Consider the following 25507-nt stretch of genomic DNA (forward strand, 5'->3'; position numbering starts at 1 on the left):
GGCAGTGACTGACCAGGGGCCGCGACTAGGCCCCTTTTCTTTTCAAAAAAACAATCCACCCCTTGGCGACCAGCGTATCCACACGTATATTGGCGCCCCATGGACAAGAGCAGTACTACAGTGACCGATTCACAACGCCCACGGACTGGTATTCTTCTCACCAATCTGGGCACTCCCGATGCGCCTGATAAGGCGGCAGTAAAACGCTACCTGAAGGAATTCCTCTCCGACTACAGAGTGGTCGACCTGCCGCGCTGGCTGTGGATACCGCTTCTCAATGGCGTCATCCTCAATATTCGCCCGGCGAGATCCGCGGCAGCCTACTCCACCGTCTGGACTGAAGAAGGCTCGCCCCTGATGGTTCACACGCGCGCCCAGGCTCAGGCGGTCGCCAAAATCATGGAGGAGCGTCACGGCAGTGAAGTCGTCGTCGACTTTGCGATGCGCTATGGCAATCCCTCTATCGCGAGCGTCGTGGACAGAATGCTGGAGCAAGGCGTCGAGCAGTTGCTCGTGCTGCCGCTATTCCCCCAGTACAGCGGAGCAACGGTGGCCTCCACATCCGATGCCCTGAATCACTATCTCGAAACGCGCCGCTCCATGCCTGCCATCCGGTTTATATCCGGCTACAGCGACAACGCCGACTACATAGCCGCCCTGGCGCTCAGCATCAGGAGCTATCAAGCTGAACACGGTGTTCCACAGGAATTGATTTTTTCCTACCACGGCATTCCCCAACGCTACTGCGATGAGGGAGACCCCTACGAGCAGCAGTGCCACCGCACCACACAGCTGGTGGTGGAACTCCTTGGCCTCAAGGAAGGCCAATACCGAACTGTGTTCCAGTCGCGTTTCGGAAGAGAACCCTGGCTCAAGCCCTACGCAGACGAAACCCTGGCCGAGCTGCCCGGCAATGGCGTTGAGTCAATTCAGGTGATTTGCCCGGGCTTTTCAGCTGACTGCCTCGAGACGATCGAAGAAATGGGCGAAGAAAACCGCGACGTCTTTCTCGACGCCGGCGGTGATAAGTACGGTTTCATTCCCTGCCTGAACAGTAGCCCTGAGCACATTGCTGCGCTGACCCAGCTAATTGATGAACAGTTGGCAGGATGGGTGGAAGAACCTCTGGGCTAGCGCCCCCACATCACTCCGCGAGCAACGTTGCGATAATAGCTTTCAGCTGATCTTCGTTGAAATCAGCGTTGTCCGCATGGCGCTTGATGCTGGTGTCAGAGGCTGTCGCCAGAACTTCTTCAGCACTCATGCCTTCCCAATCTTCTGAAGGCACATGGCAATCCAGGCACAGTTCCTCGTCACCCGAGAAAGCAGGCGCGGCTACAGCAAGACAGGTGGCAGAAACGAGAATCGCGAGTTGGCGTCTCATGGCATCACTCCTTTGTGGTTAGTGGGTACAATATAGCCATATCCTGGCCAGCTGTCCCGCACAGGCCCGGGAAAAAATCACTATCGAGGCAACTTATTATGCTCAGATCACTCAGCTTCTTACTCATGCTCATCGCCCTGCCGGCCTTCGCCCAGGCGCCTGTGTGGATTGATGTGCGCACGCCCGCCGAATTCAATACCGACCACCTGGAGGGTGCTCACCACATTCCGTTCGACCAGATCGAGGCGGGGATCATGAGCCTGGCTCTATCCAAAGACAGCGAAATTTACGTGTACTGCGCAGTCGGTGGCAGAGCAGAGGTAGCGAAAGAAAGCCTCGAACGGCGAGGTTATACCCGGGTTGTGAATGTCGGGAGTCTGGAAAACGCCCGCACGGTAGCAGGGACTCTGGAGCGATGCGCTAAATCCAGCGACGCACCCGGCTGCAATAAGCCGGGAACTCCTCAGGAAACAACTCCCGCAGCATCTGTTCCTCGGGAAGGATAAAGCGTACGTGAATAATCGCCATGAAGATCGGCGGCACAAGGTAAGCGCTGGCGGCACCCACCGTAACTGCACAGCCAAGTAGCACCAGTGCCATCCCCAGGTACATTGGATTGCGGGTGTAGCGATACACGCCAGTCGTCACCAGAGCGCTGACATTCTTGAATGGGATCAGGTCCGTATCGGCCTGCTTGAACAAGCCGCCGGCGATAACCAACAGCGCCAGGCCGATAACCAGAATAACCCCACCGATCATCTGCCCAGCCACTGAGGCGAAGCTCGCAATCGGGAAATATTCGTTACAGACAAACTGCACAATAACGCCGATCGCCAGCCACACCGGCGGGTAAATAATCCGTTTAACGCTGGCCATACTGTTCTTCTCCTATAGGGTTTAGCCGCGATGCAGCGACGCGGGTTCAATTGAACCGATACCGTACGCGATGACAATACCCAGCAGAAACACGAGGGTCAATTTGCCCCGATCGTGGCTATGAAAATGCACTTCCGGCAGCAAATCACTCAGCGCAATACAGATAAACGCACCGGCGGAAAAGGCCAGGGCCGCGGCCACTATCAGGTCCTGCGACCCCGTCAGCAGATCTACGCCAAAGTAGAAGGCCAGCGCACCCAGGGGACACATCAGCGCGAAAGCGAGATTGGCCAACCAGCGAGAACGCAAACTCCAACCGCCCGCCTCCATGATGGTTGTGATGGACATGGCGTCCAGCGGCTTGTGCAGCAGGATAGCCAGGAAGACACCAAAACCGGCCAGGGTCACGTGCGCGTGACCACTCACCCCGCCCAGCATCACAGCACCGAGGGCTACCCCATCGATCATGGTGTGAACACCCAGGCCTAGCGCAATCCCTACCCAGCTGAGCTTGTGCACGCCATTATTCTGGTGATTGTGGTCGTGGTGATTGTGGTCGTGGTGTACCTCTTCCTCGCCACTAAAGTCGTGCTGATGGAAGTGGAACATACGCAACATCAAGAACATGCCAATCAAGCCCAGCATCAACCACCAGACCGAGCGATCTACATCGCCGTGTTCCATGGTGATGCTGTGCGGCAATAGATGATAGAAGGCCACGCCCAGCATAAGGCCCGAGACAAAACTCATCACCAATTGGGTGCGGGTGTGAGTCATCTTCACCCAGTTCGGCAACTGCCCGCCGGCCAGCGAGAAGCAGGCGATGGCGAAGCAGTAGAACAATAGCAGTAGTACGGGTGAGCCCGTCATAGTAGGAAAGTGCCCAGACATGGAAACCGCGCATTATTCCACATTCAGCCCGGCACCGCACCGCACTGATCGTTTTCATCACTGCCGGCGAACTTAGAAGACATTGACGGCCAGACTAATGCCCATTAGTTTGACATGATCAACAAGCCAATTATCAGTGGAGCACCGCATGTCTCTCTACGAGCCGATCGAATCTGACGACGCCCGCCGCCACCTGCAACTGCGCAGCCCGGCCACCCTCGAGCCCACAGGTGTACTCGTGTGCGCCAATGTTGAGGACGTGACCGCTGCAATCAGCAAGGCGCGAGCGGCACAGCCGGCCTGGGCCGCCACCAGCATGAAAGAGCGCGCGGCGATCGTTGAACGTGCCCTCAAGGTGCTGCTGGCGCGCCAGGACGAGGTTATCGACACGGTCGTTGGCGAAACAGGCAAGGCGCCCACAGACGCCATGAGCATGGAAGTGTTCTCAGTCGCTGACCAGTTGTGCTACTACGCCAAGAACGCCGAAAAGTTCCTGGCTCCTCGCAAACGCAAGGTGCATGGCCTGCTGGGGCTCATGAAACAGCTGCGTATCGTGTATAAGCCACTGGGGGTGGTCGGCCTGATCACACCCTGGAACGGCCCCTTTGTGCTACTGATGAACCAGGCGGCCCAGGCGATCCTGGCGGGCAACACGGTAGTCGCCAAGGGCTCCGAGGTTACCCCCTATTCGGCCAAATTGGCGGAGGACATCTTCCGCGAGGCCGGCCTGCCCGACGGTGTACTGCAAGTCATGCTGGGCGACGGCGACACTGGCGCGGCGATTGTCAGGGGCGGCGTCGACAAGGTGTCGTTCACGGGCAGTGTGGCCACCGGCAAGAATGTGGCCATGGCCTGCGCAGAGCAACTGATACCTTGCTCACTGGAGCTGGGCGGTAACGATGCCATGATTGTCTGCGCCGACGCCGATCTCGACCGGGCAGCCGACGGCGCCTGGGTCGGCTCCTGCATGAACACCGGCCACTACTGCTGCGGCACCGAACGTATCTATGTGGTGAAGGAGGTCTACGACGAGTTCCTCAAACTGGTGATGGAGAAAGGCCAGGGCCTGCGCCAGGGACAGGAACATGGCTGGGACGAGGACATAGGCGCCGTGTTCTGGGATCGCCAGATGGCCATTATCGAAGCCCATGTCGAGGACGCCCGGGCCAAGGGTGCAAACATCCTCATGGGCGGCAAGCGCAACCCCGACCTGCCCGGTCTCTACTACGAGCCCACTGTGATAACCGAGGTGGATAACAGCATGGACATCATGTTGCTGGAAACCTTCGGCCCGGTGCTCTGCATCCAGAAGGTCGACAGTGAAGAGGAGGCCCTGCGCCTTGCCAACGACTCTGAATTCGGCCTCAACGGCAATGTCTGGACGCAGGACAAAGACAAGGGCTATCGCCTCGCGACCGCCATCGATACCGGCGCCTGTTCAATCAATGACATGGCGGTGAGCTACGGTATTCCGGCAGCGCCTTTTGGCGGCAAGAAAAACTCCGGCCTGGGCCAGGTGAACGGCAAGAAAGGCCTGCGCGGCTACACCCACGAAATGCCCATCGTCATCGACCGCTTCGGTGGCAAAATGCAGAATGGCTACCCCTATAGCGCCAAAAGCGCCGAAGGCATGAAAAAATTAATGAATTTCCTCTGGGTGAAGACACCGCTGGGCAAGTGGATGAGCTAACAGCTAGAACAAGCGCTGATAGCTGATCGAGTAGATATTGAAGCTCTCGTCGGAATCGTTGACCGAGCCGGTCGCCCAGCTCGCCTTCAGGCCGTGGCCCCTGGCGAGAGGAAACACCGCGGTCAGGCCAAGCTTGGAATCCCGCTGCAGGTCGTCGAGGCGCACGTCATCCAGAGTACTGCGCCCCCCCTTATAGGCGGTCATGTCAACCGACACCCAAAAGCCGGGTGAAAAACGATGCACCAGATGCGCTTGCGCACTGTAGATATCGTTCTGCTCCTTGGTCAGTCCCAGAAAATCGTCGTTGTCCCCGAACAGCCAAACCCCCGCATGGAGTTCCAGCAGCCAGCGTGGTGCCAGCAATGCGATGTAACCCAGTTCCGCCTTGGCAGCCCAGCGGTTGGCGCCCACATTGAGAACTTTGTCATCCTCATATTCACCGGTGGGGGCCACCACTTTGAGGCTGGCACCCAACACGGGCTTGGGATCATGCCGGAACTGACTGAAATCCGCCTTGGTCATCGCAGGCGCGCCCATCAGGTTGACTGAAACTGTCGCCGCGATATCCCCAAGGCCACGATAATCCCGTTCGACCAGGCCCAGCTCGGAGTGCTCTACTTCAGACGTGCCGTTGGAGTAAGGTACTTCAAGAATGAAATTGGCCGAGCGACCAAACAGGCTCATGGAGCGTAAATAGCCGAGCAAGCCGGTGGCAATTTTCGAATCGAGCCCCGTCACAGGCAGGGAAGGATCCGGCACGATATCACCGGTGGTATATAGTGCACCCACGGTTAATACCTGGGTTTCCAGCGGAATTGGCCAGTACGCCCGGGGGGTCATTTCCTGGGCAGTCAGAGGCGCGCCTATCAGCAGCCCAAGACAGAGCAGAAGTATTCTCATGCCGAAATTATCGGCCTGTAACCACTGCTTGGCAATCCTCACGCCCTACTTTGAATTAGCTCGCGCAATCCCCTGATCTCGTCGCGCAACTCGCTCAGGGTAGGTTCACCGGCAGCCAGAGCCTCTTCCCGGGCCTGGGCCTGGTGCTCCTCTTCCAGCACGTTGACCACAATGCCGATAATCATATTGAGGAAAGCAAAGGCCGACAGGAAAATGAAGCTAAGGTAGTAGGCCCAGCTCAGCGGATGCACAGCCATGGTTTCATACATGACATCTGTCCAGTCCTCGAAAGTCATAATCCGAAACAAGGTCAGCATACTGATCGCAATATCGCCCCACAGCGCGGGGTTAATCTCTGCAAAGAAGGTGCTACCCACGGCGGCATATATGTAGAAGATGATAAACATCATCAACATCACATAGCCCAACTGTGGCAGCGCCTTGAGCAGGGAGTTCAGCAAGGTGCGCAACTCGGGAATGATCGACACCATCCGCAGCACCCGGAATATCCGCACCAGACGCCCCACCAGCGCCAGTTCCGAATCCTCGATGGGAATCAGGCTCACCACCACGATCAAGGTATCGAACACATTCCATCCACTGCGGAAAAAACGCCGTTTTTCTGTCTCCCCCAGAAACCTCACCGAGATTTCCACCAGGAAGAACAGGGTAATACCCCAATCCATAACCACGATGGCCTTGGTCGCCAGCGGCGGCAATGGATAGGTATTTACGCCGATCATCAACGCCGACACCAGGATGACGCTGATCACCAGAATTTCAAATAACTTGTTGCTGCGCAGGCGCTCAAACTTTGCCTGCCAGACATCCGTCCGGGCACTCATATTGGGGGGAATCTCTCGCTCAAAAAAAAGGGGGATTGTCGAAGCCCGCCATTCTAATGAAATTTGAGCGTAACTGCATCGACACAAACTGTTAACCAATTCGTCACCCAGGAGACACAGAAGTGTCAAACATCAGGAGTAGCTTTGAGTGTTTAAACACTCACCAATGAAAAAAGGAATCTTGCACATGCCTTCCACTCTCAAAGCCCTCGCGAGCGCAATCACATTGATGGCCGTTGCCAGCACAGCGCACGCTGCCCCGTTCAGAGTTACCAGCAATGCGGACAGCGGTGCCGGTTCACTGCGCGCTGCCCTGGCCAGTGGTGCTACACATATCACCATCCCCGATACCGTCGGTGACATCAGCATTAGCGACACACTGGTCTACGAGCACACTGATGCCCTGACTATCGTCGGCAATGGCCAGACGATTTCCGGCGGTGGTGCGGGCAACACCCTGCTGCTCATCAGTCAGGGGGCGGACCTCAGCGTCTCTGGCCTCAACTTCGATGACATGCGCGAGGGCGGCTGGCAGATTATGCAGGGCGGCGGCAACGGCATCCTGGTGGATGTTCCCATCACTCGCGAAGGCATGGTGTCAGTATCTCTGGCTAACGTCTCCGTCAGCCACACCGGCGACCATGGAGTGCACGTATTTGATTGCGACCTGGCTGACTGCGGCGCCGGTGGCGGCGGCGGTGGCAACGGTTCACCCGCCTCTGTGAGCGTTACCCTGTCGGGCGTCAATATCGACTCTGTAGGCACTGGCCAGTTTGATGCCGATGGCGTGCGCGTTGACGAGCGTGGAGAAGGCAGCATCTACTTCCAGGCACAAAACTCGAGCTTCGTTAATGTCGGAGCCGACGGTATCGAACTGGATGAAGGCGATGAGGGTGACGTGCAAATCGCCGCCCAGTGGCTCACCTTGCGTGGTAACGGCCACTACTGTGCCGTGATCGAGGATCTGGAGAACCCTGAGGACCCTACTTGTGTTGAAGATGACGACGGCGAGCTGGTGCTCGACCTGGACGATGGTTTCGACATCGACGAAGCGGGCCCTGGGTCCATCGTGGGCCAGATCGGCAACAGCACCCTGAGCTTCAACCTCGATGAAGGCCTCGACCTCGACGAGGAAGGCCCTGGCGGCTTCGACATCAGCGTGCAGCGTGTTCGCGCATTCGGCAACTACGACGAGGGCGTAAAAATGAGCGAAGCGGACGAGGGCGACCTTGTGGCCTATCTGCGCCGTGTCGTGATCGTCGACTCGAATGACGATGGTGCCCAGATCGAAGAGGAAGGCGCCGGGAGTCTCGATGTCACGATTCTCGGCTCTCTCTCCGCGGAAAACGCAAAAGAAGACTTCAAAGTCACCCAGGAAACCGTGGATGGCGATGCCAACGGCACGCTGGAGCTGCGCAATAGTATCTTCGATAACCTGGACCTGGAAAACGTCGTCCAGCTGTAAGCCTGTGCGGGGGAGCCCGAGGCTCTCCCGCCCTTTTTAGCCATTCTCGCCACAAATACTGACCTTTCCTGGCCTGTCCCTGCGACCCGGTGCGATCTAGACTGTTTGCAATACCAGCAAACGGGAACACCACATGTCCTTTGTCAAAGTCGAGTACCCCCGTGACGGGGTTTGCCTGATCACTCTCAACCGCCCGGAACGCATGAACGCGATGGCGTTCGATGTGATGGTGCCCTTCAAGGAAGCCCTCGAGGAGGTCAGCTTCAACAACGAGATCCGCGCGGTCATCGTTACCGGCGAGGGAGAAGGCTTCTGTGCCGGCGCCGACCTGGAAGACCCGGGCTGGCTTGATATCTTCGACGGCCTCACCATGCCCGGTATTGCCCGCCGTGCGATGAAAATACTCGAAGATGTCGTGCGCACCATTCAGGAAATGCACCAGCCAGTGATCGGCGCCATCAACGGTGCAGCCATCGGCGGCGGTTTCTGTCTCGCCATGTCGACTGACATCCGGGTGGCGTCCGAGAAAGCCTTCTTCCGCCCCGCCGGCATTAACAATGGCCTCACCTCGGGTGAACTGGGTCTTAGCTATCTGCTCCCGCGCGCCATTGGCACCAGCCGCGCCTTCGAAATCATGCTCACTGGCCGCGATGTGGATGCGGCCGAAGCGGCCAATCTGGGCATCGTATCGCGCACGGTACCCCAGGAGGACCTGCTGGAAGAGTGTTATGCCATGGCTGATCGGATCTGCGGGTTCAGCCGGCTGGGAGTGGAGTTAAGCAAGCAAATGCTCTGGGCCGGTGTTGACGCGGGCAGCCTTCATACCCACATGAATCACGAGAGCCACGCCCAGCTGTTCGTGCGCATGACAACGCAGAATTTCGAGGAAGCCATTCGCGCCCGCAAGGAGGGGCGCAGCCCGGAGTACAAAGACTAGCGCCCGTCGACCAATTGCACAGGTGAATGAACGAACCGCTTGCCTTACACTGCTAACAGCCTGAACCCACCGAATAAAAGGGAAAAGACCGTGGCAGGAGCACCAGCAAGCAAATCGGCCCGCCGCAGCCATGCGGAAAAGCGCCAGGAAACCCGCGGCAAGATCCTCCATGCCGCGCTCGATATCATCGTCGAGGAAGGCATTCGCAGCGTGCGCAATCGTGCTGTGGCAAAACGTGCAGGTGTTTCGCTGGGTAGCACCACCTACCATTTCAGCAGTATCGAAGAGCTCATCGTCAGTGCCTTTCACTTCTGGCGCGACAACATCCTGATCACTGAGAATCCATTTTTTGGCCAGCTGATCGAAGTGTTCCTGCCCTATGGTGATGGCTCAGTACCCCCCAAACAACGACCGAAAGTCGCCGCCAAGCTGTGGCAGATCTCATCCAACTACCTATGCGACCAACTGCAAGGCGAGCGCAGGGACCGGCTGCTTGAACTGGCGTTTTACCACGAGTCGGTCCGCTATCCGGCGCTTCGAGAAATGATCAACCGGGAATGGCAGGCACAACTGGATATCCTCGCGGACGTACACAGTGCAATGGGCTCCGACGACCCGGATACCGATGCCCTGCTCACTGCAGCTGTCTTTCGTCACCTTGAGCGCAGCATCACCCTGAGTGAACATGCCAAGGTCGACACCATATTGATCGCCGTTACTACAAGGCGCCACCTGAGCCAGTGCTTCGGCTTCGACATCCCTGAACCAGACTAACTCAGCGGCTGCCTGACGCTCGCACGCGGTTATAGAAATCCAGATCGAGAAACTGACCGCCGTACTCTATCCGCAGCGTCTCAGGTTTCCGCGGTGCCTGCACGTAAGGTGAATCGAAGCGCGGATACTCGAGGTCCTGTATTTCACCATCGATGGTGAAATCACCCTGGAAACGCAGCACATATTCGCGGCCGCTGCTGCTGTAGCTGAGCTCACCATCGGCGTAGCCCACCGCATTCGCCTTCACTCGTGCAATGAAAGCATCAAAACTGCCGTCGTCGGCTGCACTGCCCGCCTCGAACACCCAGAACGCGTCCCGTCCCGGCTGTACCAGATCGTCACTGCTGTCTTCGTGGTAGTGCAGCGGATTGAGAGCGACAAAGGCACCGAAAGTGTGTCCGGTGCGACCAAACGCATAACGGCCGTCCAGTCTCACTTCATCAAACCGCTCCTGCGGGAAATGTGCGTGCGTGTAGTCCTGAATACTCTTTTCCATAAAGCCGGTTTCGCTGGGAATACGAAAGATATTCAGCACCACATTGCGGTCTTGCACGACGTGGGGGAAGCGACCACTACCCACCCAGTAACCCGGCGAACCAGAGAGCGCACCCTTGTCTGAAAGCGGCTTGGCCGGATGCGTGGTGAACACGCTCACCTGGCGCGACAACACGGCATTCCACAAGTGCTGCTGATCGCCATAAGTACCCGGATGATATGCCTGAGCTGTTGCTACCATGTAGTCCGGCGTCTTGTAGGTATAGGTGTTGGCGCGCTGAATGGCCGTGCCATTGGTGACCGGATTCAGGAGCCGGCTGATGGCCGGAAGCCCATTGGTGTAACGCAATACTGCCAGGTTGAATGGGTTCAAATCATGCAGAAACTCGTTCGACAGCATATTGTGGGTGCGCATATAGCGGACCGTATTATCAATAATAATGTCGTTACTGAAGGCCTCGATTGCCCACTGCATCATAATCTGTCGATCTTCAAGACCAATCAGGTCTTCTGCGGCTAATTCATCCAGGTTCAGCCCGGTTGAGGCTTTGATCACCGTGCCCTCTTCCACGTCCTCGCCAATAGCTTTGAGTACCGCCGGCACTTCATAGTTATTGATATAAACGAAGTTGATGTCCATGCCCACTCGCTTGCTGGGTTCACGACCCCAGGGCGCCGGATCCCAAATAGAGTCGATCACTGCCTGCATGGAGTTGCGCTCAGGATAGCGTTTGCCGTTAGCGTACATGCGGCCACTGGAAGAGATAAAGCTACCCTGGTGGGACTGTGTGGCCACATCGTAGAGCAGCAGATCCATGATGATCTGTGACTTGATCACAATCTCCGGATCTTCTGCGAAGTCAATCAGGTTGGCCAGCGGTGCAATATCTTCGACGTAATAGGTATTGGAGTACCACTCGGTAAAACCATACAGCCAGCGTTGTTCTAGCCAGGTAAGAATTCGCTCGCGCGCCATCGCAAGGTGTTCGCTACCGGTCTGGCCACTATTACTGAATACCTCGTCCGGCCAGTACTGCCCAGCGAGATATTCGGATGCGGCAAACAGCAACTGATGGTTCTCAGACCAGTAACACATGCTGTCGCTGCCAGGCTGGTCCATCCAGTACTTGAAGCCAAGGAAGGTTTCGGCAATGGTCTGGTAGTCTGCATCAGTGATGCTGTCGCGGTAATCATAGAGAATACGCGCCAGGCTCTGCAGGCGGAAATCAGACGCATCGTACCGGCGGCTTACCCAGGTGTAGGTGTTGTCAATAACGGATGAATCATAATCGCGACCCTGCTCAAGATCGTGCAGCACCCTACTATTGTTTACATCCAATTTTAGGCTGTGGTCGCGCGCTGGTATTTTTGCCACGGCCGCGTTGCGCTGAACCTCGTACGCGGTGAAACCGCCCACCACAACAAGGGCTACAAGGAACGCTTTCAGGAGATTCTTCATCGGCAATACCCGGTTTATATCAACAGGCGCTTCATGGATTCCAATTCCTCGTCATCGAGATTGGATTCCTCACGCTGGCCGCGGCGGTACTCGAGGTATTCACGCAGACGGCCGTGTATCACTTTGTCGAGGGGGTAGGTTCGGGCAGCGAAAAACGCCGGAATCAACAACAGCATAGGCACCAGGAACACGATTAACTGCAACGCAGTAATCACGCTATCGGGCTGGGCTTGCAGGGTCTCAACATAGCGGCCCTCCTCCATTGTTTTTAGCGGCGGCAGGTAACCGGAGAACTCGAGAATCATACCCACTGTGAATATGCCAATGGCGCCGGAGAACTTGCGAGAGAACGTCATGACCCCACTGAACGAGCCCGCTATGCGGTAGCCATAGCGCAACTCACCGACGTCGGTCACATCAGGGAAAATCGACCAGGGCATGACAACACACCCCACCACGCCGGACCCAACCAATGCAGCAATCATATAGATGGCGTAATCAGGCCAGTCTTTCTGGTACATCGCCATCAGGCAAGCGCCGGCAAGCCACAACAAAATGGAATAGCGATAAACCTCTGCCTTGCCCCACCGATTGGCCGCCGCAACGACCGCCGGGATTAACACGATCTGAGTGATCAACATGGTACCAATCACAAGGTCGGCCTCGTTTTTTCGATCCAGATAGTAGTACATGTAGTACTGGAATACGGCGGCTACAACATCCATGGAGAGATAGGCCAGGAAGTACATCACAATGAGCTTACGAAAGGTACGCACCTGAAAGGGCCGCAAAAAAGAGTGCAGGCTGAAGCTCGAACGCTCCTTTCCCAACGGCACCCGCTCGTGGGTGAAGAAGAACATCGCCATCCAGGGAATCGCGTAAAAGATCGAGAATAACACCGCCATCGTCAGCCAACCCATGCTTGGGTCATCAAACATATCCACGATGGTCAGTGGCAGCACCGCCGCCAGCAGGGAAGAAACCTGGGAGAAAAACAGGCGCATCCCATTGATGGTGTTGCGCTCCTCGTAATCGGTACTGATCTCGCTACTCATGGAGGAGTAAGGCACCAGGCACACCGTGGATACCGTTGAGAAGTAAATATAAGTGAGCAGCACATAGACGAACTTTTTCGTTTCGGACTCAAACCCCACCGGGTACCAGAGCATGACAAACGAAGTGAGAATGCCGAAGAAAGCGAGTACAAACCAGGGCTTGCGCCGCCCCCAACGGGTGCGGGTATTATCGGTGAGCACACCCATCAACGGATCGGACACGGCATCCCAGATTTTGGATACCAACACCACGGTGCCCGCCAGGGCCGGGGATATCTGCACCACATCAGTCAGAAAACGCAGATAGTAAAACGCCATGATCACCTGGGAGCCGCCGATAAAGATATCGCCGGAGCCGAAGATTAGCTTCTCTCGCAGGGTGATGGGCGGCGGCTGGTTCACGACAGCAGGCCCCGCTGTTCCAACTTGCGGTAATTGATGCCGGCAAAGAACAGTGACGCCAGGCCGTAGGTCCAGTCGTTGCCTCGGGGAGTGTACTTGTAGCCCAGGTAGGGAATAAGCTGAATGGCGATAGTCGGCGCGCTGATAAGCGGCATACTGAGCAGCCCATCTTTCATCTCGAGGCTATTGACCACCGCCTCGAAGGCGCGAAGACCAGGCTCCAGATAACGCTTGTCGAGATAACCCTCGGCGACCCCCTGCATCCAGCCACTGGCGATAAGCGCCGTGGCACTGCTTTCGATGTAGGTCTTGCCAGGGCGATTAAACACTGTCTCGAAGAAGCCATCATCGCGCTGGTAAGGCAGCAATGCCGCAGAGGTCTCCTGCAAAATTTCAATAGCATGAGCGCGCTCTGGACTGTCGTGCCTGAAATGCTCCAATGCCATCGGCAGGCCCGCGATCACCCAGCCATTGCCCCGCCCCCAGAACACTTTGTTGCGCGGGTATGTGTGGCCGGCCTTCGCCCAGTAGCAGTGGTAAAAGAGTTTGTCTTCGGGGTCCTGCAGGTACTTCGCAAACAGCTCTGGTTGGCGACGAGCAAAATCATAAATCGCTTCATCACCGGCTTCGCGACCGTACCAACTGGCGTACACGCCGTACATCATGACCGAATCGACCCACACACTCTTCGGGTAAAGACGGCCCTCCGGCGAAGTGCCCAGGTGATTGGGCATGTAATCGAGCACCCTATCAGCAGTCTTGAGATACCTGGTCACACGATCGACCACATTCTGATAGCGCGCTTCACGGGTCTTGCGCAGCATGGCGTACGCCGTGAGACCCGGTGCCATGGTATCGGACTGATCTACCCGATAGCCCTTCTCGATGTGAGCATCCAGCCAGGCGCAATTGAACGACTGATAACGATCTTCGCCCAGTTCATTGTCCAGCAGGTCCAGCGCATAGGTATACAGGGCCTCGCCCCACATCCACTTCAGGCTGGCGGGGTCGTAGCGCTCGACAGAGGCGTCCGCCAGGTCGATAACCCGGTCAAACAGGTTTGCTGCAGCCATTAGATGCCACTCGTTAAAATCATATGCTGTACCATGGTACAACAAATGAATTGTAGGTCAATCCATTCGCGGCTAGTATCCTGAGCCGCGGATGGGCAGAGGGATTCGACACACGACCTCAGGGACTGAGTATGACCAGAAATACAGCGATCACAATCCTTCTGGCCGTGCTTGGCCTCTGGCTGGGCTGGCGTTATCTCAATGCCGGACTGGACCGACCTACTCCCACCACCGAGGCAGACGTACCCGCCTTTATTGGCAGCCCTGCACACCCCCGCCCCATCGCACCAGCGTACGATCGTGAACAACACCCCTTTCTGGCGCCCATTGGCCGCAACAGCATGCACAACGACGCAGCCCAGAGCGATAGCTATACCTGGGCCGGCCCTCTGGGACAGTCAGCTGAAGTGAGCACCCAGCAGTTCCACCGCATACTGGGCAGCTGTGTCGCCCAGTCCTTCGCCAGCAATGGCTTGATGTACGGCACCTGTGTCACCCCCTTCGGCGTCACTCTCGTGGCACGCAGGCCAGACACACTGGAAATAGTGGCGCGTCAGCTCATCACCCGCTGGCTGCCCATTGGCCAGAAGTTTAGCGGCGGCGTCTACTTCCACCTCGACGAACAGGACCGGGTGTTGCTCGCCAGCAACGACCTGTCTATCCAGCGCTGGCAGCTACAGGCTCAAGGCTCGAACTATCGCTGGCAGCTGGAGGCGGACTTTCCGGTCGGGGACATATTGGACGCTGCTGGCCCCGGGCCCCATCGCATCATCGATACCATGCCCGACTGGGAGGGCAACTACTGGGTTATCACCCGTGCAGGCCTGGTAGGTGTGGTCGATAGCGAGGGCAACAATGGCAGGGCCATCGAGCTGACTGACGAGGGCATAGACAACGCAATGGCCGTCGGTCGCAACGGCCTGTTCGTCGTTTCCGATCATGCGATGTACAGTTTCAAACGCGCCAAGGATGGCAGCATCGAGGTGCAATGGCGCGAAGCCTATGACCGAGGCAGCGCTCCAAAGGAAGGCACCATGGGCTGGGGGTCTGGCACAACCCCTACCCTGATTGGCAGCGAGTACGTGGCCGTGACAGACAACGCCGATGGCAGAATCAATGTCATGGTATACGCACAGACCCCACGCAGCGGCTCCCAGCAAGTCTGCAAACATCCCATTTTCCCGGCTAACCGGGGCACCACTGAAAACTCGCTGGCGGCAGTGGGTTATTCGCTGATCGCAGAAAACAACTACGGCTACTCAGGCCCCAGGAACGTACCCCAATCAGCGCCCGGCCTTACCCGCGTGGATATCGTTCCGAACGGCGCAGGCTGCACGACTGCGTGGGAAAACCTGACCATCACCTCGCCCTCGGCGGTTCCCAAAGTCTCCGAGGCCAATGGCCTGATTTACCTGTATACAAGAGACAAAGGCAACCCGGCAGACTTACACGCCTGGTACTTCACCGCCGTTGATTTTCACTCCGGCGAACTTGTCTACAAGCAACTGACAGGCACCGGCTGGCTGTTCAATAATCACTACGGGTCTATATCAATCAGCCCGGAGGGGGCCGCCTATGTCGGGATGATGGGAGGCGTGGTAAAAATCGTCGACGGAGCCCCCTGAAAAACGGCCACAGTTGCACGAAGCAGAACTCCCGGGATTTATTGACCCGGCACTACAGAATCAGCCAACGTCCGGAGTTTTACCATGACGGAAAGATTGCCTCTCGCGATTCGCGCCCTTAACAGCGCGTTCGACCTCACCGGCCCGGTGGGTCGGCGGATTGCCCGACTGGACCCTGACAAATTCATCAAATCTGCCCAGCGAGATACTGGCCTCACTGACTTTGGCTCTGATTATTTTCGCGAACCACTCAGGCGCTTGTGCAAGTCCCTGGAAGAAGACGCCCACCTGAGCGCACTGGGCCGCATCATCGCGCGCCAGGATATCTCGCGCCTGCTCAGCAATCGTCTGAAATTTATCGACCTCTTCAAGCAGCACCCGGAGATTGCCGACACCCCCATCAACCAGCCCATTTTTATTCTTGGCATGCCGCGCACCGGAACCACCAGCCTGCACGAGCTGGTCGCACTGGACCCACAATTCCGGGTGCCCATGAGTTGGGAGGTGGCGCACCCATTCCCGCCACCGGAACTGGCGAGCTACAACAGCGACCCGCGCATCGCCGAGGTAGATGCAGAGCTGGCACAGATCGATCGCCTGCTGCCCAATTTCAAGCACATGCACCCCATGGGTGCGCAATTACCACAGGAGTGCGTGGGTCTGTTTGCCTACGACTTCGCCTCCATGATGTTCGATGTTCAGTTCAGGCTGGACCAGTACCAACAGTGGCTGCTGCAGGAAGACATGACCGAGGTATTCCACAATCACCGTCGTTGGCTGCAGTTGCTGCAATGGAAGTGCCCCGCCGATACCTGGGTGCTGAAGTCACCGCAGTACCTGTGGAATATCGAAGATATGCTGAAAGAGTACCCCGACGCCCGTATCATCCAGACCCATCGCGACCCCGTCAGGGTCGCCATGTCGATTGGCAGCCTGACTGCCACCCTGCGCGGCCTTGGTTCAAATAAAGTGGAGCTGGCTGAGGTGACCCGTGAATACGCGGACCTACTGCACTACGGCGTAGGCAAGACCATGAGCGCCCGGGAGCGTGGATTACTCGGCAAAGAGCGCGTTTACGACGTGCAATTCAAGGACTTCCGCCAGGACCCCCTGGCGACTGTAGAAAAAATGTATGCCCAATTCGACTATCAACTGTCACCCGCTGTAAGCGAGCGCATGGGTGAGTTCCTGGCGGCGGGCAGCGGGGAAAAGCGCCACGGCCAGCACGGCTACACATTGGAGGATTCTGGCCTGGACCTGGCTGTTGAACGCCAACGCTTCGCGGCCTATCAGGCCGCTTACGGGATAGAACTGGAGGAAGTTTCCTAGCGACGCGGCGGCGCCACAGCAATGATAACGGATGCCGCCAAGGCGCAGGATACGCTCCCTACCAGGGGATAGACTCACCCTGGTAATCATAGAACCGGCCGTTGTCGTCGGGGCTGAGACCCGCGAAAACATCGAGCATACCCTTAACGCTTACCTCAGCGGTAATAGCGGCATCAGGCCCACCCATTCGGGTCTGGACCCACCCTGGATGCATCACAACGCAGGTGTAGCCCTCTTTGCCCAGCTCCTGGGCGAGCGACTTGTTCATCATGTTAAGCGCTGCCTTGCTGGCCCGATAACCGTAGTAGCCGCCACGGTTTTTCTCGATACTACCCATCACGCTACTGATATGAACAACCGTTTTTTGCTGACCAGCATCCAGATTGTCGATGAGGGCCTGAGTGACCCGCATGGGCCCGAGTGTATTCACCTCAAAGGTCCAATCAATCGCAGCAAAATCGGTGTCCCTGAAGCTCTCCGGCGCCTGACCACCAACACCGGCGTTGTTGACCAGCATGTCGATTTTTACCCCCTTGAGGGTCTCGGCAAGGGCCGCCAATGAGTCGGCGTCGGTCACATCCAGCTGCTCAACCCTGGCCCCGGTGGCGCGCAATTCATCCGCCTCGGCAGGTTTGCGTGCAGTACCAATGACATCCAGGCCGCGAGCTTTCATTTGCTTCACCATTTCGAGGCCGATACCACGGTTGGCACCAGTGACCAGTACGGTCATCACCGTGGCCGCACTTGCGGAGACACTGGTCAGACTGACCAGCACAAACAGAACTATTGATTTGAGCACAGCAGGACACCTCTATCGATTAGACTCTCTCGACTAGTCTAGCAGCTCATGCGAGCTGTCTCCCGCGATTTGGTTCGAACAATCCGGGTAACGCAGACTTTATACGTAGGCCACCGCACCGCCATCTATGCGAATGTTCTGGCCATTAATGAAGGCAGCCTGTTCACTGCACAGAAATACCACCAGATCCGCGACCTCCTGACGCGTGGCCAGCCGGCCGCAGGGGTTCGGAAAATCCTCAGCTACGATGTGCCTGAGAATGTTGTCCCAGTCTTCACCCCAACCTTTCTTCTGCGCTTTCAGGCGATAGCCCGCCTCCAATTCAGGCGTGTGAATCAAGCCCGGTGAAACCGTGTTTACCGTGACCCCTGTGCTGGCAAGCTCCTGCATCAGGCTGACACCGAGCGTGGCAAGCGCGCCCTTGGCACCGTAATAATGCGGCATCAGGTGACCTGGGGTATGTGAACCCACCGTGCCCAGATTCACAATTCGCCCCCAGCCGCGCGCCACCATGTCGGGTGTGAGCCCTCTTACCAGGCGCGCCATCGACAACACATTTTTCTGGTACATATCCAACCAGTCGTCTTCGTCTGCTGTTTGCCACTTTCCCCGGGATGCGGTGCCGTAGTTGTTGACCAGCACATCGACAGCCAGCCCCGCCGACGCCACCTGCGACAGCACCTCGGTGCAACCGCTGGACGTGGCAATGTCGCCCACCACCGCATATGCCTGCTCGACATCCGCTGCGGCGGCCTGGGCAGAACCGTCATCTTCATTGCTGTGTACAATCACTCTGGCACCTGCAGACGCGAGTGTCCGAGCGATCACTTCACCGGTATTGCGTGAAGAGCCAGTCACCAGGGCCGTGCGCCCCTCAAGTTCAATATCCATCGTTTCCGGGATTCCTGCATGGGAGTTAGCTGCGTATTTATACTTGGATAGCGGCACAGCCGAAAGCGCTGGTCCAGCCGATCTTCTGAACTAAATTAACAAAATTAGTGATAACTCTTTTATCTGCCAGCGTGAATCGTTACGCTGCCTCATTGAAATTCATTCCGTTACTGAGGATCACCATGCTACGCCATCTTGCTTGCAGCGCCGCCTGCGTTGCCGCGACATTATTTTCGCTGTCCGCCACAGCCCAGACCACGGTCGTCGACCCAGACAACCTCGGTGATTGGCTGATATTTCCCACTGGGCCAGTGCCTGTGGAATTCAACACCGACCAGGCCAGTACCGGCGCTGGCAGCCTCGCCTTTGGCCCTGTCTCCAGCACGCCCGAAGACAAGTTCCTGATGGCACCGCCCTATGGCACCGCAGACTTCATTGCCGCGGGGGGGCCTGATCCACTACTTAGCGAGTTCGTCAGCTTCGTCTACGACTTCTATCCCAGCGCGGGTTCGGCTGACAACTTCTATCTCAATGTCTATGTCGACATCGACGGCGACGGCCCGGCAGTCTCATTTTACGATTGCCGCTATGACTACGTCCCCAGCGGCACGACCGGCGCCTGGAATACTTTCACGGTGAACACTGCCACCGCACCAACATTGGTGACTGCGCAGGGCGGATCAACCTGCCCCGCCGACCTGGGCGGCGCTGGCGTCAATGACGTTATTCTCTATATGGTCATGAATGGCGGCCAGTCCACCGCTGCCGACGCAGGACTTACGGGCTCCTGGGACAACGTCCAGCTGACCGTAGGTGGAACCACTACGACATGGGATTTCGAGCCAATAGCGGAGCCCCCTGTCAGCGGTCCAACACCACCAGCAACACCGCCCGCACCCATTCCTGCCGTGCCTTTCGGTGGCCTGCTGCTGCTGATCGGTGCCCTGGTAGCACTGGGACGTCGTTTCAGCCGCTAAGCGAGCACACTGTCAAATCGCCGGGGCGCGCTGCAATAAGCCCTGGCGACCTGGATAACAATGGTCCTGCCCGAACAGAATAGAACCGGCGCTGAGCCCATAAGTGCCGCTCTGGGCCTTGACTTGACCGGGCAAATTCCGGAAAATGCGCGCCTCTTCGGGACAGCCAGTCCCGTTTTAGATTGTGGCTACGTAGCTCAGCTGGTTAGAGCACAGCATTCATAATGCTGGGGTCGGTGGTTCAAGTCCACCCGTAGCTACCACTTCTCTCTGCAATATCAATCACTTACAAGCCTCCAACCGTACCACCCTGATGCTCCCACGCGCGCCAGCCTTGTGGGCCTCCCCTCACGGTTTTGCTTCTTAGTCAGGTCGATGTCGACCGTGACCAGATCGCCGTGCCTGGCTGACCTCCTTTAGTAAGCCCTAAGCATTCGTTGGCGAGTTCAATGCCATGAATTTTTCAATATGCTGGAAGGCTTCCTGAGCCTCGGGCATTGCGCCATGAAACATGTGCCACACATGGAGCATGTGAGGCCAGATTTGAAGAGAAGCGTCAGTACCGCTATCGGTTGCCTTGTTGACATAGCGGCAAGCATCATCGAGAAACATTTCCGCCTGACTGGCGTGGATAAGAATTGGGGGCAGATTGGACAGGTCACCATGGGCCGGAGACAACCGTGGATCACAAGGGCGCATGCGATTGCTTAAAAAGGCAAACCAGAGAAACAGTCCATTGGGGATCGCCAGAATTTTACCTAAACTGGATCCGAGCATTGGATCTGTTAACAGATTCGCCCTGAGGCTGGGACTTGACCAGGTTTCATCAGTCCCAGGCGAGAGCGCGATAGCCCCATTAGCCGCTTTCAAGCCTTCATCTCGAGCCCAGGCAATAATAGCGAGGGTCAGATTGCCGCCAGCGGAGTCACCAGCCACAAAGAACTTTTCTACCGGGCCGGGACCTTCCGGACCATTATCAAGTATCCAGCGGTAGGCTGACTGGCAGTCCGCAAGACAATCGAGACGCGTATTCTCTGGACACAGTCGATAATCTATGACCAATACGGATGTGCCCTGGGATTTAGCCAATCGAGTAGAAATTGCGCGATGACTGGTGGGACTTCCCGCCATAAATCCGCCACCATGAAAATAAAGTAGACGCCTATTGGTGTCAGCATCTTCGGCTAAAACCCATTCCGCTGGCACGCCCCCTACGTCAACTTTTTGGATGCGAATCCCATCCAGAGAGACGTCTTCACACCACTGGTCCACTTCCGCACGCATGCCCGGTAACAGTTTTTTAAGCGAGCCCTTGGGCCTGTTGCTGTGTAACCCTCTGAACCGCTCCACAAGTTCATAGTGAACGTTACTGGGCTCACTATCAGCGGGATTCATCAGCGAACCTGAGGCTCGGTCGTAACGACCCAGATTTTCACCTCGCAGATAAAAGCGAGTGAATGCCCAGAGCAGAAGAATGGCAATAAAAAGGACTGGTAACAGAGTAGCGAATGGCATGCAAAAGCACTCCATTTGAATTTGAGCTAAAATGCACTCGTGCATTTTAATTGTCAAGCACCTATGTACAACCACCTTATTCACAAAGCCGGGTACCGAATCAAGGACGGCACGACGGCTGCAGCGACACTGATCCAGCACGTCAAAGCGCCGGATAGACTTGAGTTTGGCGATCTGGAACAACTGCGCTGGCAACTGGTGCATGCGTTACGCGCAGACCTCCCCCTGGGCACACCCGGACTCGACGAACACGTGAGAGAGACGATGCTCGGCCAGTTGACGATAGATCACCCCCTCTACTTGCGCCTGTTGACTTCCGGCTCACCTTGAATCAAAATGCACTAGTGCATATCAATTTTGACCGCCGGCTGCTGCGTGTTTAAAGCGCAGAACAATCGATCGGTACAACAGAATATTCTAGGGAGATTGCCATGAAGAACTCGTGGATTCAGAAAGCCAGCGGTGAATATGTTCGTCAGGCGCGCGTGGGTGTCCGTGAGATGAATGAGGAACATATTAGTCGGGAAGGATTTTTTGGCCCCGCCTCTATGATTTATCACCGCGATGCCGCTGTGGCTCCTAAGCGAGTTGAAGGGGCGCTATCACTGCGAATGGCAAAGATGGAACATTTCAACCAGCTCGATGAAAACAGCGATTCAGGCTTGCCGACACTGATGCTGCATAACACAGAAGTCAGGATTTCGCTGAGCCGTCGGGCCGCTGCCATGCCTTTTCTCTTGCGCAATATCGATGCAGATACATTGATCTACGTGCAATCCGGCAGTGGCACTCTCGCCACCGAATTCGGCCCGCTGGAATACACTGCGGGCGACTACCTTTATGTGCCGAAAAGTATCAGCTACCGCCAGATGCCCTCATCTGAAACTGTGGCGCTAGTGGTTGAATCAATCGCCCCTATCAGTATTGCCGAGCACACTATGCTGGGTCGTCATACGCCTTTTGATAGCGGTGTTTTGGGGGTTCCCGAAGTGCAGGCATACGACTGGCCCGAACAGGATGAATGGGAGCTGAAACTGAAACAGGGGGATGAACTGACGTCGTGGTTTTTCGATGATTTGCCCTTTGACTTGATTGGCTGGAAAGGCGACCTGTTTCCTTTCCGGCTGAGCGAGAAAGACATTCGTCATGTGAATTCAGAACGCATGCATATCGCGCCAACTTCGTGGTGTATTTTTGAATCTTCCAGTTTCCTCTGTGTTGCCTTCCGCCCAATGTCGGGTGTTGGCGATGTGGAAGCAGAAGAACTCCCCAGCCGCCATCGCAACGTCGACACCGAAGAAGTGCTGATGATTCGCTCGCTGTTTGCGGGCATAGAGGCACCCGAATTCTGGCACATGCCACAAGGCGTCACGCATGGGCCACTGGGTGAACATCGCGATTTCTTCGAAGCCTACAGAAAACAAGTTGAGGCTGAGGGCGGCAAATTGGAACGCACATTTGATGCAGTCAGTATTGATCCGTTTCGGCGCGTTACGCCTACTCCAGCGTATCTGGCAATGGTTTCCAGATACCAAGACTGATAAAGCATTGAGGAAAGAACCATGACACAGAGAAAACTGGAGCAAAGCCGCTCGTTTATGTTCGTGCCGGGCAATAAACAGCGCTTTCTGGAAAAAACTGAAACACTGCCATTGGATGTAGCACTTTTTGATCTGGAAGACGGTGTCTTACCGGAAGAAAAACCACTTGCGCGCGAAATGGTTATTCCAATTTTGGAGAAGCCTTCCTGGTCAGGTCCGCGTCGTTTTGTTCGCCTGAACGCCCAGACAACACCTTGGTTTGAAGACGATCTTAAAGCGGTGGTTCGCCCGGGCTTGGAAGGCGTTTGTATGACGAAAGTTAACAGCGTCGCCGAGTTGACCGCGGGTATTGAATCCATCACCAAGCGTGAGCAAGAAGCCGGCATGGCGCCAGGCACAGTTAGAGTTGTGGCGGCAATAGAAAGCCCTAAAGGCCTCTTGGCGGCAGCCGATATTGCAGCTGCAGACCCTCGTGTTTGTGCCCTTATTTTTGGCGGCGAAGATTACGCGCTTGAAATCGGCCTGGGTGCCAATCGTGTTGCAGAGGCAGCTGAGATGCTGCACCCACGCAATGTAATTATCGTTGCCGCGGCGGCTGCGGGCGTACTGTCTATCGACGGTGTGTTTCCGGACTTGAATAATGAAGAAGGTTGCCTGAAAGACATCTGGCAGGCTCGCCGCCTCGGGTTTACGTCCAAGTCGACATTCAACCCGCGCCAAGTGGAAATGATCAACGAAATATTTTCGCCTTCAGCAGAAGACATCGACTACGCCAGGAGGCTGGTTGCTGCATTTGATGAAGGCAAAGCCAGAGGCGATGCGTCAATTGCTTTTGGTGGTCAACTAGTCGATTTACCTATTTTGATGCGTGCTGAGCGCATTCTTGAAGATGCTGGAGAGCGATAATTATGAGTCAAATTAAAGAAGGTTGGGTGGGTCGCTATTTTGAAGATTTCACCGTGGGTGATATCTATCGCAGTCGTCTTGGTCGCACCATTACGATGACCGATAACATTCAATTCACCATGATCACTAATAACACCAATCAGCTCCACTTTAATGATCACTATGCCAAGCAAACCGAGTTTGGTGCACCGTTGGTAAACAGTGCATTGACCCTATCGGTTGTTGCGGGTCTGGCGGTAGTTGATGTCAGTGAGCATGGTTTTGCGCTTGGCTGGGATTACATCAAGCTCCCCAACCCTGTATTTCCTGGCGATACGATTTATGCAGAGACTGAAGTACTGGAAACCCGCGAAAGTAAGTCGCGTCCACACCAGGGCGTTGTGAAAGTCTGCACCCGTGGTATCAACCAGGACGGAAAAGTAGTCATTGACTACGCTCGTTCCGTGATGGTTTGGAAAAAAGAATCCGCACCTGCAGCTAGCATTTTTCCTGAGCGTGCTGAGTGAATACCGAGCAGCACTCTGGCAGGCAGCCTCTCGGCCAGCCGCTCAAAGGGGTGACGGTTGTCGCCCTTGAGCAGGCTGTAGCAATGCCGTACTGCACCTTTGTTATGGCTGAGATGGGTGCGGAGATCATCAAGATCGAGCGCGTCGGTACAGGCGATGTTGTGAGGGGTTGGGATTCTGCCGTTCACGGTTTGTCGACCGGCTTCGTATGGGTCAACGCTGGCAAGAAAAGTGTTGAGCTAGACCTCAAGTCTGACGAAGGTCGCAGCGCCTTGCGTGAGCTGATTCGGGGCGCGGACGTTTTTGTTGAAAACCTCGGCCCGGGAGCTGCGGCCCGCATCGGCGCTGGCATAGATGATCTGGCCGATCAGCCAGAACTTGTTTACGCCAGCCTCTCTGGCTACGGGCAGGACGGTCCCTATAGGGATGTGAAAGCCTACGACCTTACCATGCAGGGTGAAACAGGCATTTTGCTAAGTAACGGCTACCCAGATCAGCCTGCCAAAGTGGGCCTGCCTATTACCGATCTGATCGCCGGTTCCAATGCGGTGATGGGCATCATGATGGCGCTCTATCAGCGCCATAATACGGGGAAAGGCGCTTACCTGGATGTCGCCATGTTTGATTCGGCATTGCCGTGGCTGGGCTACTTTCCACACCATGCCTGGCACAGCAGCTCAGAGCCCCCCATGTCAGGTATGCGGCACCAATACATTGTGCCTTACGGGCCTTACCTCGCGCAGGATGATCGATATGTGTCGCTGGTCGTTGCTGACGATAAAAGCTGGCAACGCTTTTGCGAGCAGGTTGTCGAAAAGCCGCAATGGATTGATGATCCGGTGATGGGAACTATCGCTTCGCGTCGTGAAAACCGACCGGAGGCGGAGGCTGCTGTTGAAGCCGTGATGGCGTCTCAGCCCAGCAAGGTGTGGAAGGAACGGCTTGATAAGGCAGGTATCCCCTACGGTGATGTCAACACGATGGCAGATGTCATCAAACATCCGCAGGCGATGGCTCGCGATATGTTTGTCGATACCAGTTCCGAGTTCGGGCCACTTCCCATTGTACGTTTTCCGCTCGCTCCCGCAGACAAGGAACGCCATTTGCCAGCCTTGGGTGAACACACTGGGCAGGTGCTAAAGGATTAGTAGCCCTAATCAGGCTATCTATAA

At 56.3% G+C, this 25507-nt stretch carries 25 protein-coding genes and 1 tRNA gene; 15 read left to right on the top strand and 11 right to left on the bottom strand.

The genetic code is table 11. The features are described from left to right. Positions 1-120: 120 nt before the first annotated feature. Positions 121-1134 (top strand): ferrochelatase, encoded by a 1014-nt coding sequence (gene hemH / locus EY643_RS14820; RefSeq protein ID WP_240732726.1) that lies wholly within the window; start codon positions 121-123, stop codon positions 1132-1134. A gap of 10 nt (positions 1135-1144) precedes the next feature. Here hemH and EY643_RS14825 read toward each other — a convergent pair whose 3' ends face one another. Next, positions 1145-1384 carry a hypothetical protein gene (locus EY643_RS14825; RefSeq protein WP_153239959.1) on the bottom strand — a complete coding sequence of 80 codons (240 nt, stop codon included), beginning with the start codon at positions 1382-1384 and terminating at the stop codon, positions 1145-1147. Positions 1385-1482: 98 nt separating this feature from the next. Here EY643_RS14825 and EY643_RS14830 point away from each other — a divergent pair, with 98 nt between their 5' ends. Continuing rightward, on the top strand, positions 1483-1890 hold the full coding sequence (locus tag EY643_RS14830; RefSeq protein ID WP_205743080.1) for a rhodanese-like domain-containing protein: 408 nt from the start codon (positions 1483-1485) through the stop codon (positions 1888-1890). Here the strand turns inward: EY643_RS14830 and EY643_RS14835 are convergent. Together EY643_RS14835 and EY643_RS14840 are read right to left on the bottom strand one after the other, a co-directional pair. Further along, positions 1805-2260, bottom strand: coding sequence for a methyltransferase family protein (locus EY643_RS14835; protein WP_153239960.1), 456 nt, complete (start codon positions 2258-2260; stop codon positions 1805-1807). The genes EY643_RS14830 and EY643_RS14835 overlap by 86 nt on opposite strands. 21 nt (positions 2261-2281) lie before the next feature. Continuing rightward, positions 2282-3130: a ZIP family metal transporter gene (locus EY643_RS14840; RefSeq protein WP_240732727.1), complete on the bottom strand. Its 849-nt coding sequence runs from the start codon at positions 3128-3130 to the stop codon at positions 2282-2284. Between the two features lie 169 nt (positions 3131-3299). On the opposite strand from EY643_RS14840, the gene EY643_RS14845 reads away from it, so the two are divergent. Continuing rightward, positions 3300-4841, top strand: a complete 1542-nt coding sequence (locus EY643_RS14845) for an aldehyde dehydrogenase family protein (protein ID WP_153239962.1) — start codon at positions 3300-3302, stop codon at positions 4839-4841. Positions 4842-4844: 3 nt separating this feature from the next. Here the strand turns inward: EY643_RS14845 and EY643_RS14850 are convergent, their stop codons facing one another. Both EY643_RS14850 and EY643_RS14855 read right to left on the bottom strand, forming a co-directional pair. Further along, positions 4845-5741: a transporter gene (locus tag EY643_RS14850; RefSeq protein ID WP_153239963.1), complete on the bottom strand. Its 897-nt coding sequence runs from the start codon at positions 5739-5741 to the stop codon at positions 4845-4847. A 38-nt stretch (positions 5742-5779) separates the two neighbouring features. After that, entirely contained in the window at positions 5780-6586 is an 807-nt protein-coding gene (locus EY643_RS14855; protein WP_153239964.1) for an ion transporter, read from the bottom strand. Positions 6587-6773: 187 nt separating this feature from the next. On the opposite strand from EY643_RS14855, the gene EY643_RS14860 reads away from it, so the two are divergent. The 3 genes from EY643_RS14860 (at position 6774) to EY643_RS14870 (ending at position 9762) form a co-directional block, all read left to right on the top strand. Beyond that, complete coding sequence (locus EY643_RS14860) at positions 6774-8051, top strand: hypothetical protein (RefSeq protein WP_153239965.1); 1278 nt, start codon at positions 6774-6776, stop codon at positions 8049-8051. 133 nt (positions 8052-8184) lie between these two features. After that, on the top strand, positions 8185-8988 hold the full coding sequence (locus EY643_RS14865; protein ID WP_153239966.1) for an enoyl-CoA hydratase: 804 nt from the start codon (positions 8185-8187) through the stop codon (positions 8986-8988). Positions 8989-9078: 90 nt separating this feature from the next. Then, positions 9079-9762 (top strand): TetR/AcrR family transcriptional regulator, encoded by a 684-nt coding sequence (locus tag EY643_RS14870; RefSeq protein WP_170287412.1) that lies wholly within the window; start codon positions 9079-9081, stop codon positions 9760-9762. Between the two features lies 1 nt (position 9763). On the opposite strand, the gene EY643_RS14875 is transcribed toward EY643_RS14870, so the two are convergent. From EY643_RS14875 to EY643_RS14885, 3 genes are read right to left on the bottom strand one after another with little or no spacing between them, the layout of a single operon-like run. Then, positions 9764-11716 carry a hypothetical protein gene (locus tag EY643_RS14875; RefSeq protein WP_153239968.1) on the bottom strand — a complete coding sequence of 651 codons (1953 nt, stop codon included), beginning with the start codon at positions 11714-11716 and terminating at the stop codon, positions 9764-9766. Positions 11717-11730: 14 nt separating this feature from the next. Further along, positions 11731-13173, bottom strand: a complete 1443-nt coding sequence (locus EY643_RS14880; RefSeq protein WP_153239969.1) for an MFS transporter — start codon at positions 13171-13173, stop codon at positions 11731-11733. Then, the gene (locus EY643_RS14885; protein WP_153239970.1) at positions 13170-14246 is read right to left on the bottom strand and encodes a glycoside hydrolase family 88 protein; all 1077 of its coding nucleotides are present in this window, start codon (positions 14244-14246) and stop codon (positions 13170-13172) included. Before EY643_RS14885 ends, EY643_RS14880 begins: the two co-directional genes overlap by 4 nt. 131 nt (positions 14247-14377) lie before the next feature. Between EY643_RS14885 and EY643_RS14890 the strand changes: the two genes are divergently transcribed. Then, positions 14378-15871: a hypothetical protein gene (locus EY643_RS14890; RefSeq protein WP_153239971.1), complete on the top strand. Its 1494-nt coding sequence runs from the start codon at positions 14378-14380 to the stop codon at positions 15869-15871. Between the two features lie 84 nt (positions 15872-15955). Further along, the gene (locus EY643_RS14895) at positions 15956-17200 is read left to right on the top strand and encodes a sulfotransferase family protein (RefSeq protein WP_153239972.1); all 1245 of its coding nucleotides are present in this window, start codon (positions 15956-15958) and stop codon (positions 17198-17200) included. Between the two features lie 58 nt (positions 17201-17258). On the opposite strand, the gene EY643_RS14900 is transcribed toward EY643_RS14895, so the two are convergent. Further along, positions 17259-17999, bottom strand: coding sequence for an SDR family oxidoreductase (locus EY643_RS14900; RefSeq protein ID WP_205743081.1), 741 nt, complete (start codon positions 17997-17999; stop codon positions 17259-17261). 99 nt (positions 18000-18098) lie between these two features. After that, a complete protein-coding gene (locus tag EY643_RS14905) occupies positions 18099-18890 on the bottom strand; it encodes an SDR family NAD(P)-dependent oxidoreductase (RefSeq protein WP_153239973.1) in 792 nt (263 codons plus the stop codon). Positions 18891-19072: 182 nt separating this feature from the next. On the opposite strand from EY643_RS14905, the gene EY643_RS14910 reads away from it, so the two are divergent. Next, positions 19073-19867, top strand: a complete 795-nt coding sequence (locus EY643_RS14910) for a hypothetical protein (protein ID WP_153239974.1) — start codon at positions 19073-19075, stop codon at positions 19865-19867. Positions 19868-20053: 186 nt separating this feature from the next. Continuing rightward, positions 20054-20130, top strand: a tRNA-Met gene (locus EY643_RS14915). A gap of 163 nt (positions 20131-20293) precedes the next feature. On the opposite strand, the gene EY643_RS14920 is transcribed toward EY643_RS14915, so the two are convergent. After that, positions 20294-21439 (bottom strand): alpha/beta hydrolase, encoded by a 1146-nt coding sequence (locus tag EY643_RS14920; RefSeq protein WP_205743082.1) that lies wholly within the window; start codon positions 21437-21439, stop codon positions 20294-20296. A 6-nt stretch (positions 21440-21445) separates the two neighbouring features. Between EY643_RS14920 and EY643_RS19595 the strand changes: the two genes are divergently transcribed. From EY643_RS19595 to EY643_RS14940, 5 genes are all read left to right on the top strand, one after another. Continuing rightward, a complete protein-coding gene (locus EY643_RS19595) occupies positions 21446-21712 on the top strand; it encodes a DUF6285 domain-containing protein (protein ID WP_170287414.1) in 267 nt (88 codons plus the stop codon). A gap of 101 nt (positions 21713-21813) precedes the next feature. Then, entirely contained in the window at positions 21814-22923 is a 1110-nt protein-coding gene (locus EY643_RS14925; RefSeq protein WP_153239976.1) for a homogentisate 1,2-dioxygenase, read from the top strand. A 21-nt stretch (positions 22924-22944) separates the two neighbouring features. Continuing rightward, complete coding sequence (locus EY643_RS14930) at positions 22945-23829, top strand: HpcH/HpaI aldolase/citrate lyase family protein (protein ID WP_153239977.1); 885 nt, start codon at positions 22945-22947, stop codon at positions 23827-23829. A gap of 2 nt (positions 23830-23831) precedes the next feature. Further along, positions 23832-24335: a MaoC family dehydratase gene (locus EY643_RS14935; protein WP_153239978.1), complete on the top strand. Its 504-nt coding sequence runs from the start codon at positions 23832-23834 to the stop codon at positions 24333-24335. Next, positions 24332-25483 carry a CaiB/BaiF CoA transferase family protein gene (locus EY643_RS14940; RefSeq protein ID WP_153239979.1) on the top strand — a complete coding sequence of 384 codons (1152 nt, stop codon included), beginning with the start codon at positions 24332-24334 and terminating at the stop codon, positions 25481-25483. Before EY643_RS14935 ends, EY643_RS14940 begins: the two co-directional genes overlap by 4 nt. Positions 25484-25507: the final 24 nt, after the last annotated feature.

This window comes from Halioglobus maricola (assembly GCF_009388985.1).
Lineage (GTDB): Bacteria > Pseudomonadota > Gammaproteobacteria > Pseudomonadales > Halieaceae > Halioglobus > Halioglobus maricola.

What these genes read in the sequence shown, in the direction of transcription:
- EY643_RS14825 (WP_153239959.1), bottom strand. Translation starts at nt 1,384, where the DNA reads ATGAGACGCCAACTCGCGATTCTCGTTTCTGCCACCTGTCTTGCTGTA.
- EY643_RS14830 (WP_205743080.1), top strand. Translation starts at nt 1,483, where the DNA reads ATGCTCAGATCACTCAGCTTCTTACTCATGCTCATCGCCCTGCCGGCC.
- EY643_RS14835 (WP_153239960.1), bottom strand. Translation starts at nt 2,260, where the DNA reads ATGGCCAGCGTTAAACGGATTATTTACCCGCCGGTGTGGCTGGCGATC.
- EY643_RS14840 (WP_240732727.1), bottom strand. Translation starts at nt 3,130, where the DNA reads ATGACGGGCTCACCCGTACTACTGCTATTGTTCTACTGCTTCGCCATC.
- EY643_RS14845 (WP_153239962.1), top strand. Translation starts at nt 3,300, where the DNA reads ATGTCTCTCTACGAGCCGATCGAATCTGACGACGCCCGCCGCCACCTG.
- EY643_RS14850 (WP_153239963.1), bottom strand. Translation starts at nt 5,741, where the DNA reads ATGAGAATACTTCTGCTCTGTCTTGGGCTGCTGATAGGCGCGCCTCTG.
- EY643_RS14855 (WP_153239964.1), bottom strand. Translation starts at nt 6,586, where the DNA reads ATGAGTGCCCGGACGGATGTCTGGCAGGCAAAGTTTGAGCGCCTGCGC.
- EY643_RS14860 (WP_153239965.1), top strand. Translation starts at nt 6,774, where the DNA reads ATGCCTTCCACTCTCAAAGCCCTCGCGAGCGCAATCACATTGATGGCC.
- EY643_RS14865 (WP_153239966.1), top strand. Translation starts at nt 8,185, where the DNA reads ATGTCCTTTGTCAAAGTCGAGTACCCCCGTGACGGGGTTTGCCTGATC.
- EY643_RS14875 (WP_153239968.1), bottom strand. Translation starts at nt 11,716, where the DNA reads ATGAAGAATCTCCTGAAAGCGTTCCTTGTAGCCCTTGTTGTGGTGGGC.
- EY643_RS14885 (WP_153239970.1), bottom strand. Translation starts at nt 14,246, where the DNA reads ATGGCTGCAGCAAACCTGTTTGACCGGGTTATCGACCTGGCGGACGCC.
- EY643_RS14890 (WP_153239971.1), top strand. Translation starts at nt 14,378, where the DNA reads ATGACCAGAAATACAGCGATCACAATCCTTCTGGCCGTGCTTGGCCTC.
- EY643_RS14895 (WP_153239972.1), top strand. Translation starts at nt 15,956, where the DNA reads ATGACGGAAAGATTGCCTCTCGCGATTCGCGCCCTTAACAGCGCGTTC.
- EY643_RS14905 (WP_153239973.1), bottom strand. Translation starts at nt 18,890, where the DNA reads ATGGATATTGAACTTGAGGGGCGCACGGCCCTGGTGACTGGCTCTTCA.
- EY643_RS14910 (WP_153239974.1), top strand. Translation starts at nt 19,073, where the DNA reads ATGCTACGCCATCTTGCTTGCAGCGCCGCCTGCGTTGCCGCGACATTA.
- EY643_RS19595 (WP_170287414.1), top strand. Translation starts at nt 21,446, where the DNA reads ATGTACAACCACCTTATTCACAAAGCCGGGTACCGAATCAAGGACGGC.
- EY643_RS14925 (WP_153239976.1), top strand. Translation starts at nt 21,814, where the DNA reads ATGAAGAACTCGTGGATTCAGAAAGCCAGCGGTGAATATGTTCGTCAG.
- EY643_RS14930 (WP_153239977.1), top strand. Translation starts at nt 22,945, where the DNA reads ATGACACAGAGAAAACTGGAGCAAAGCCGCTCGTTTATGTTCGTGCCG.
- EY643_RS14935 (WP_153239978.1), top strand. Translation starts at nt 23,832, where the DNA reads ATGAGTCAAATTAAAGAAGGTTGGGTGGGTCGCTATTTTGAAGATTTC.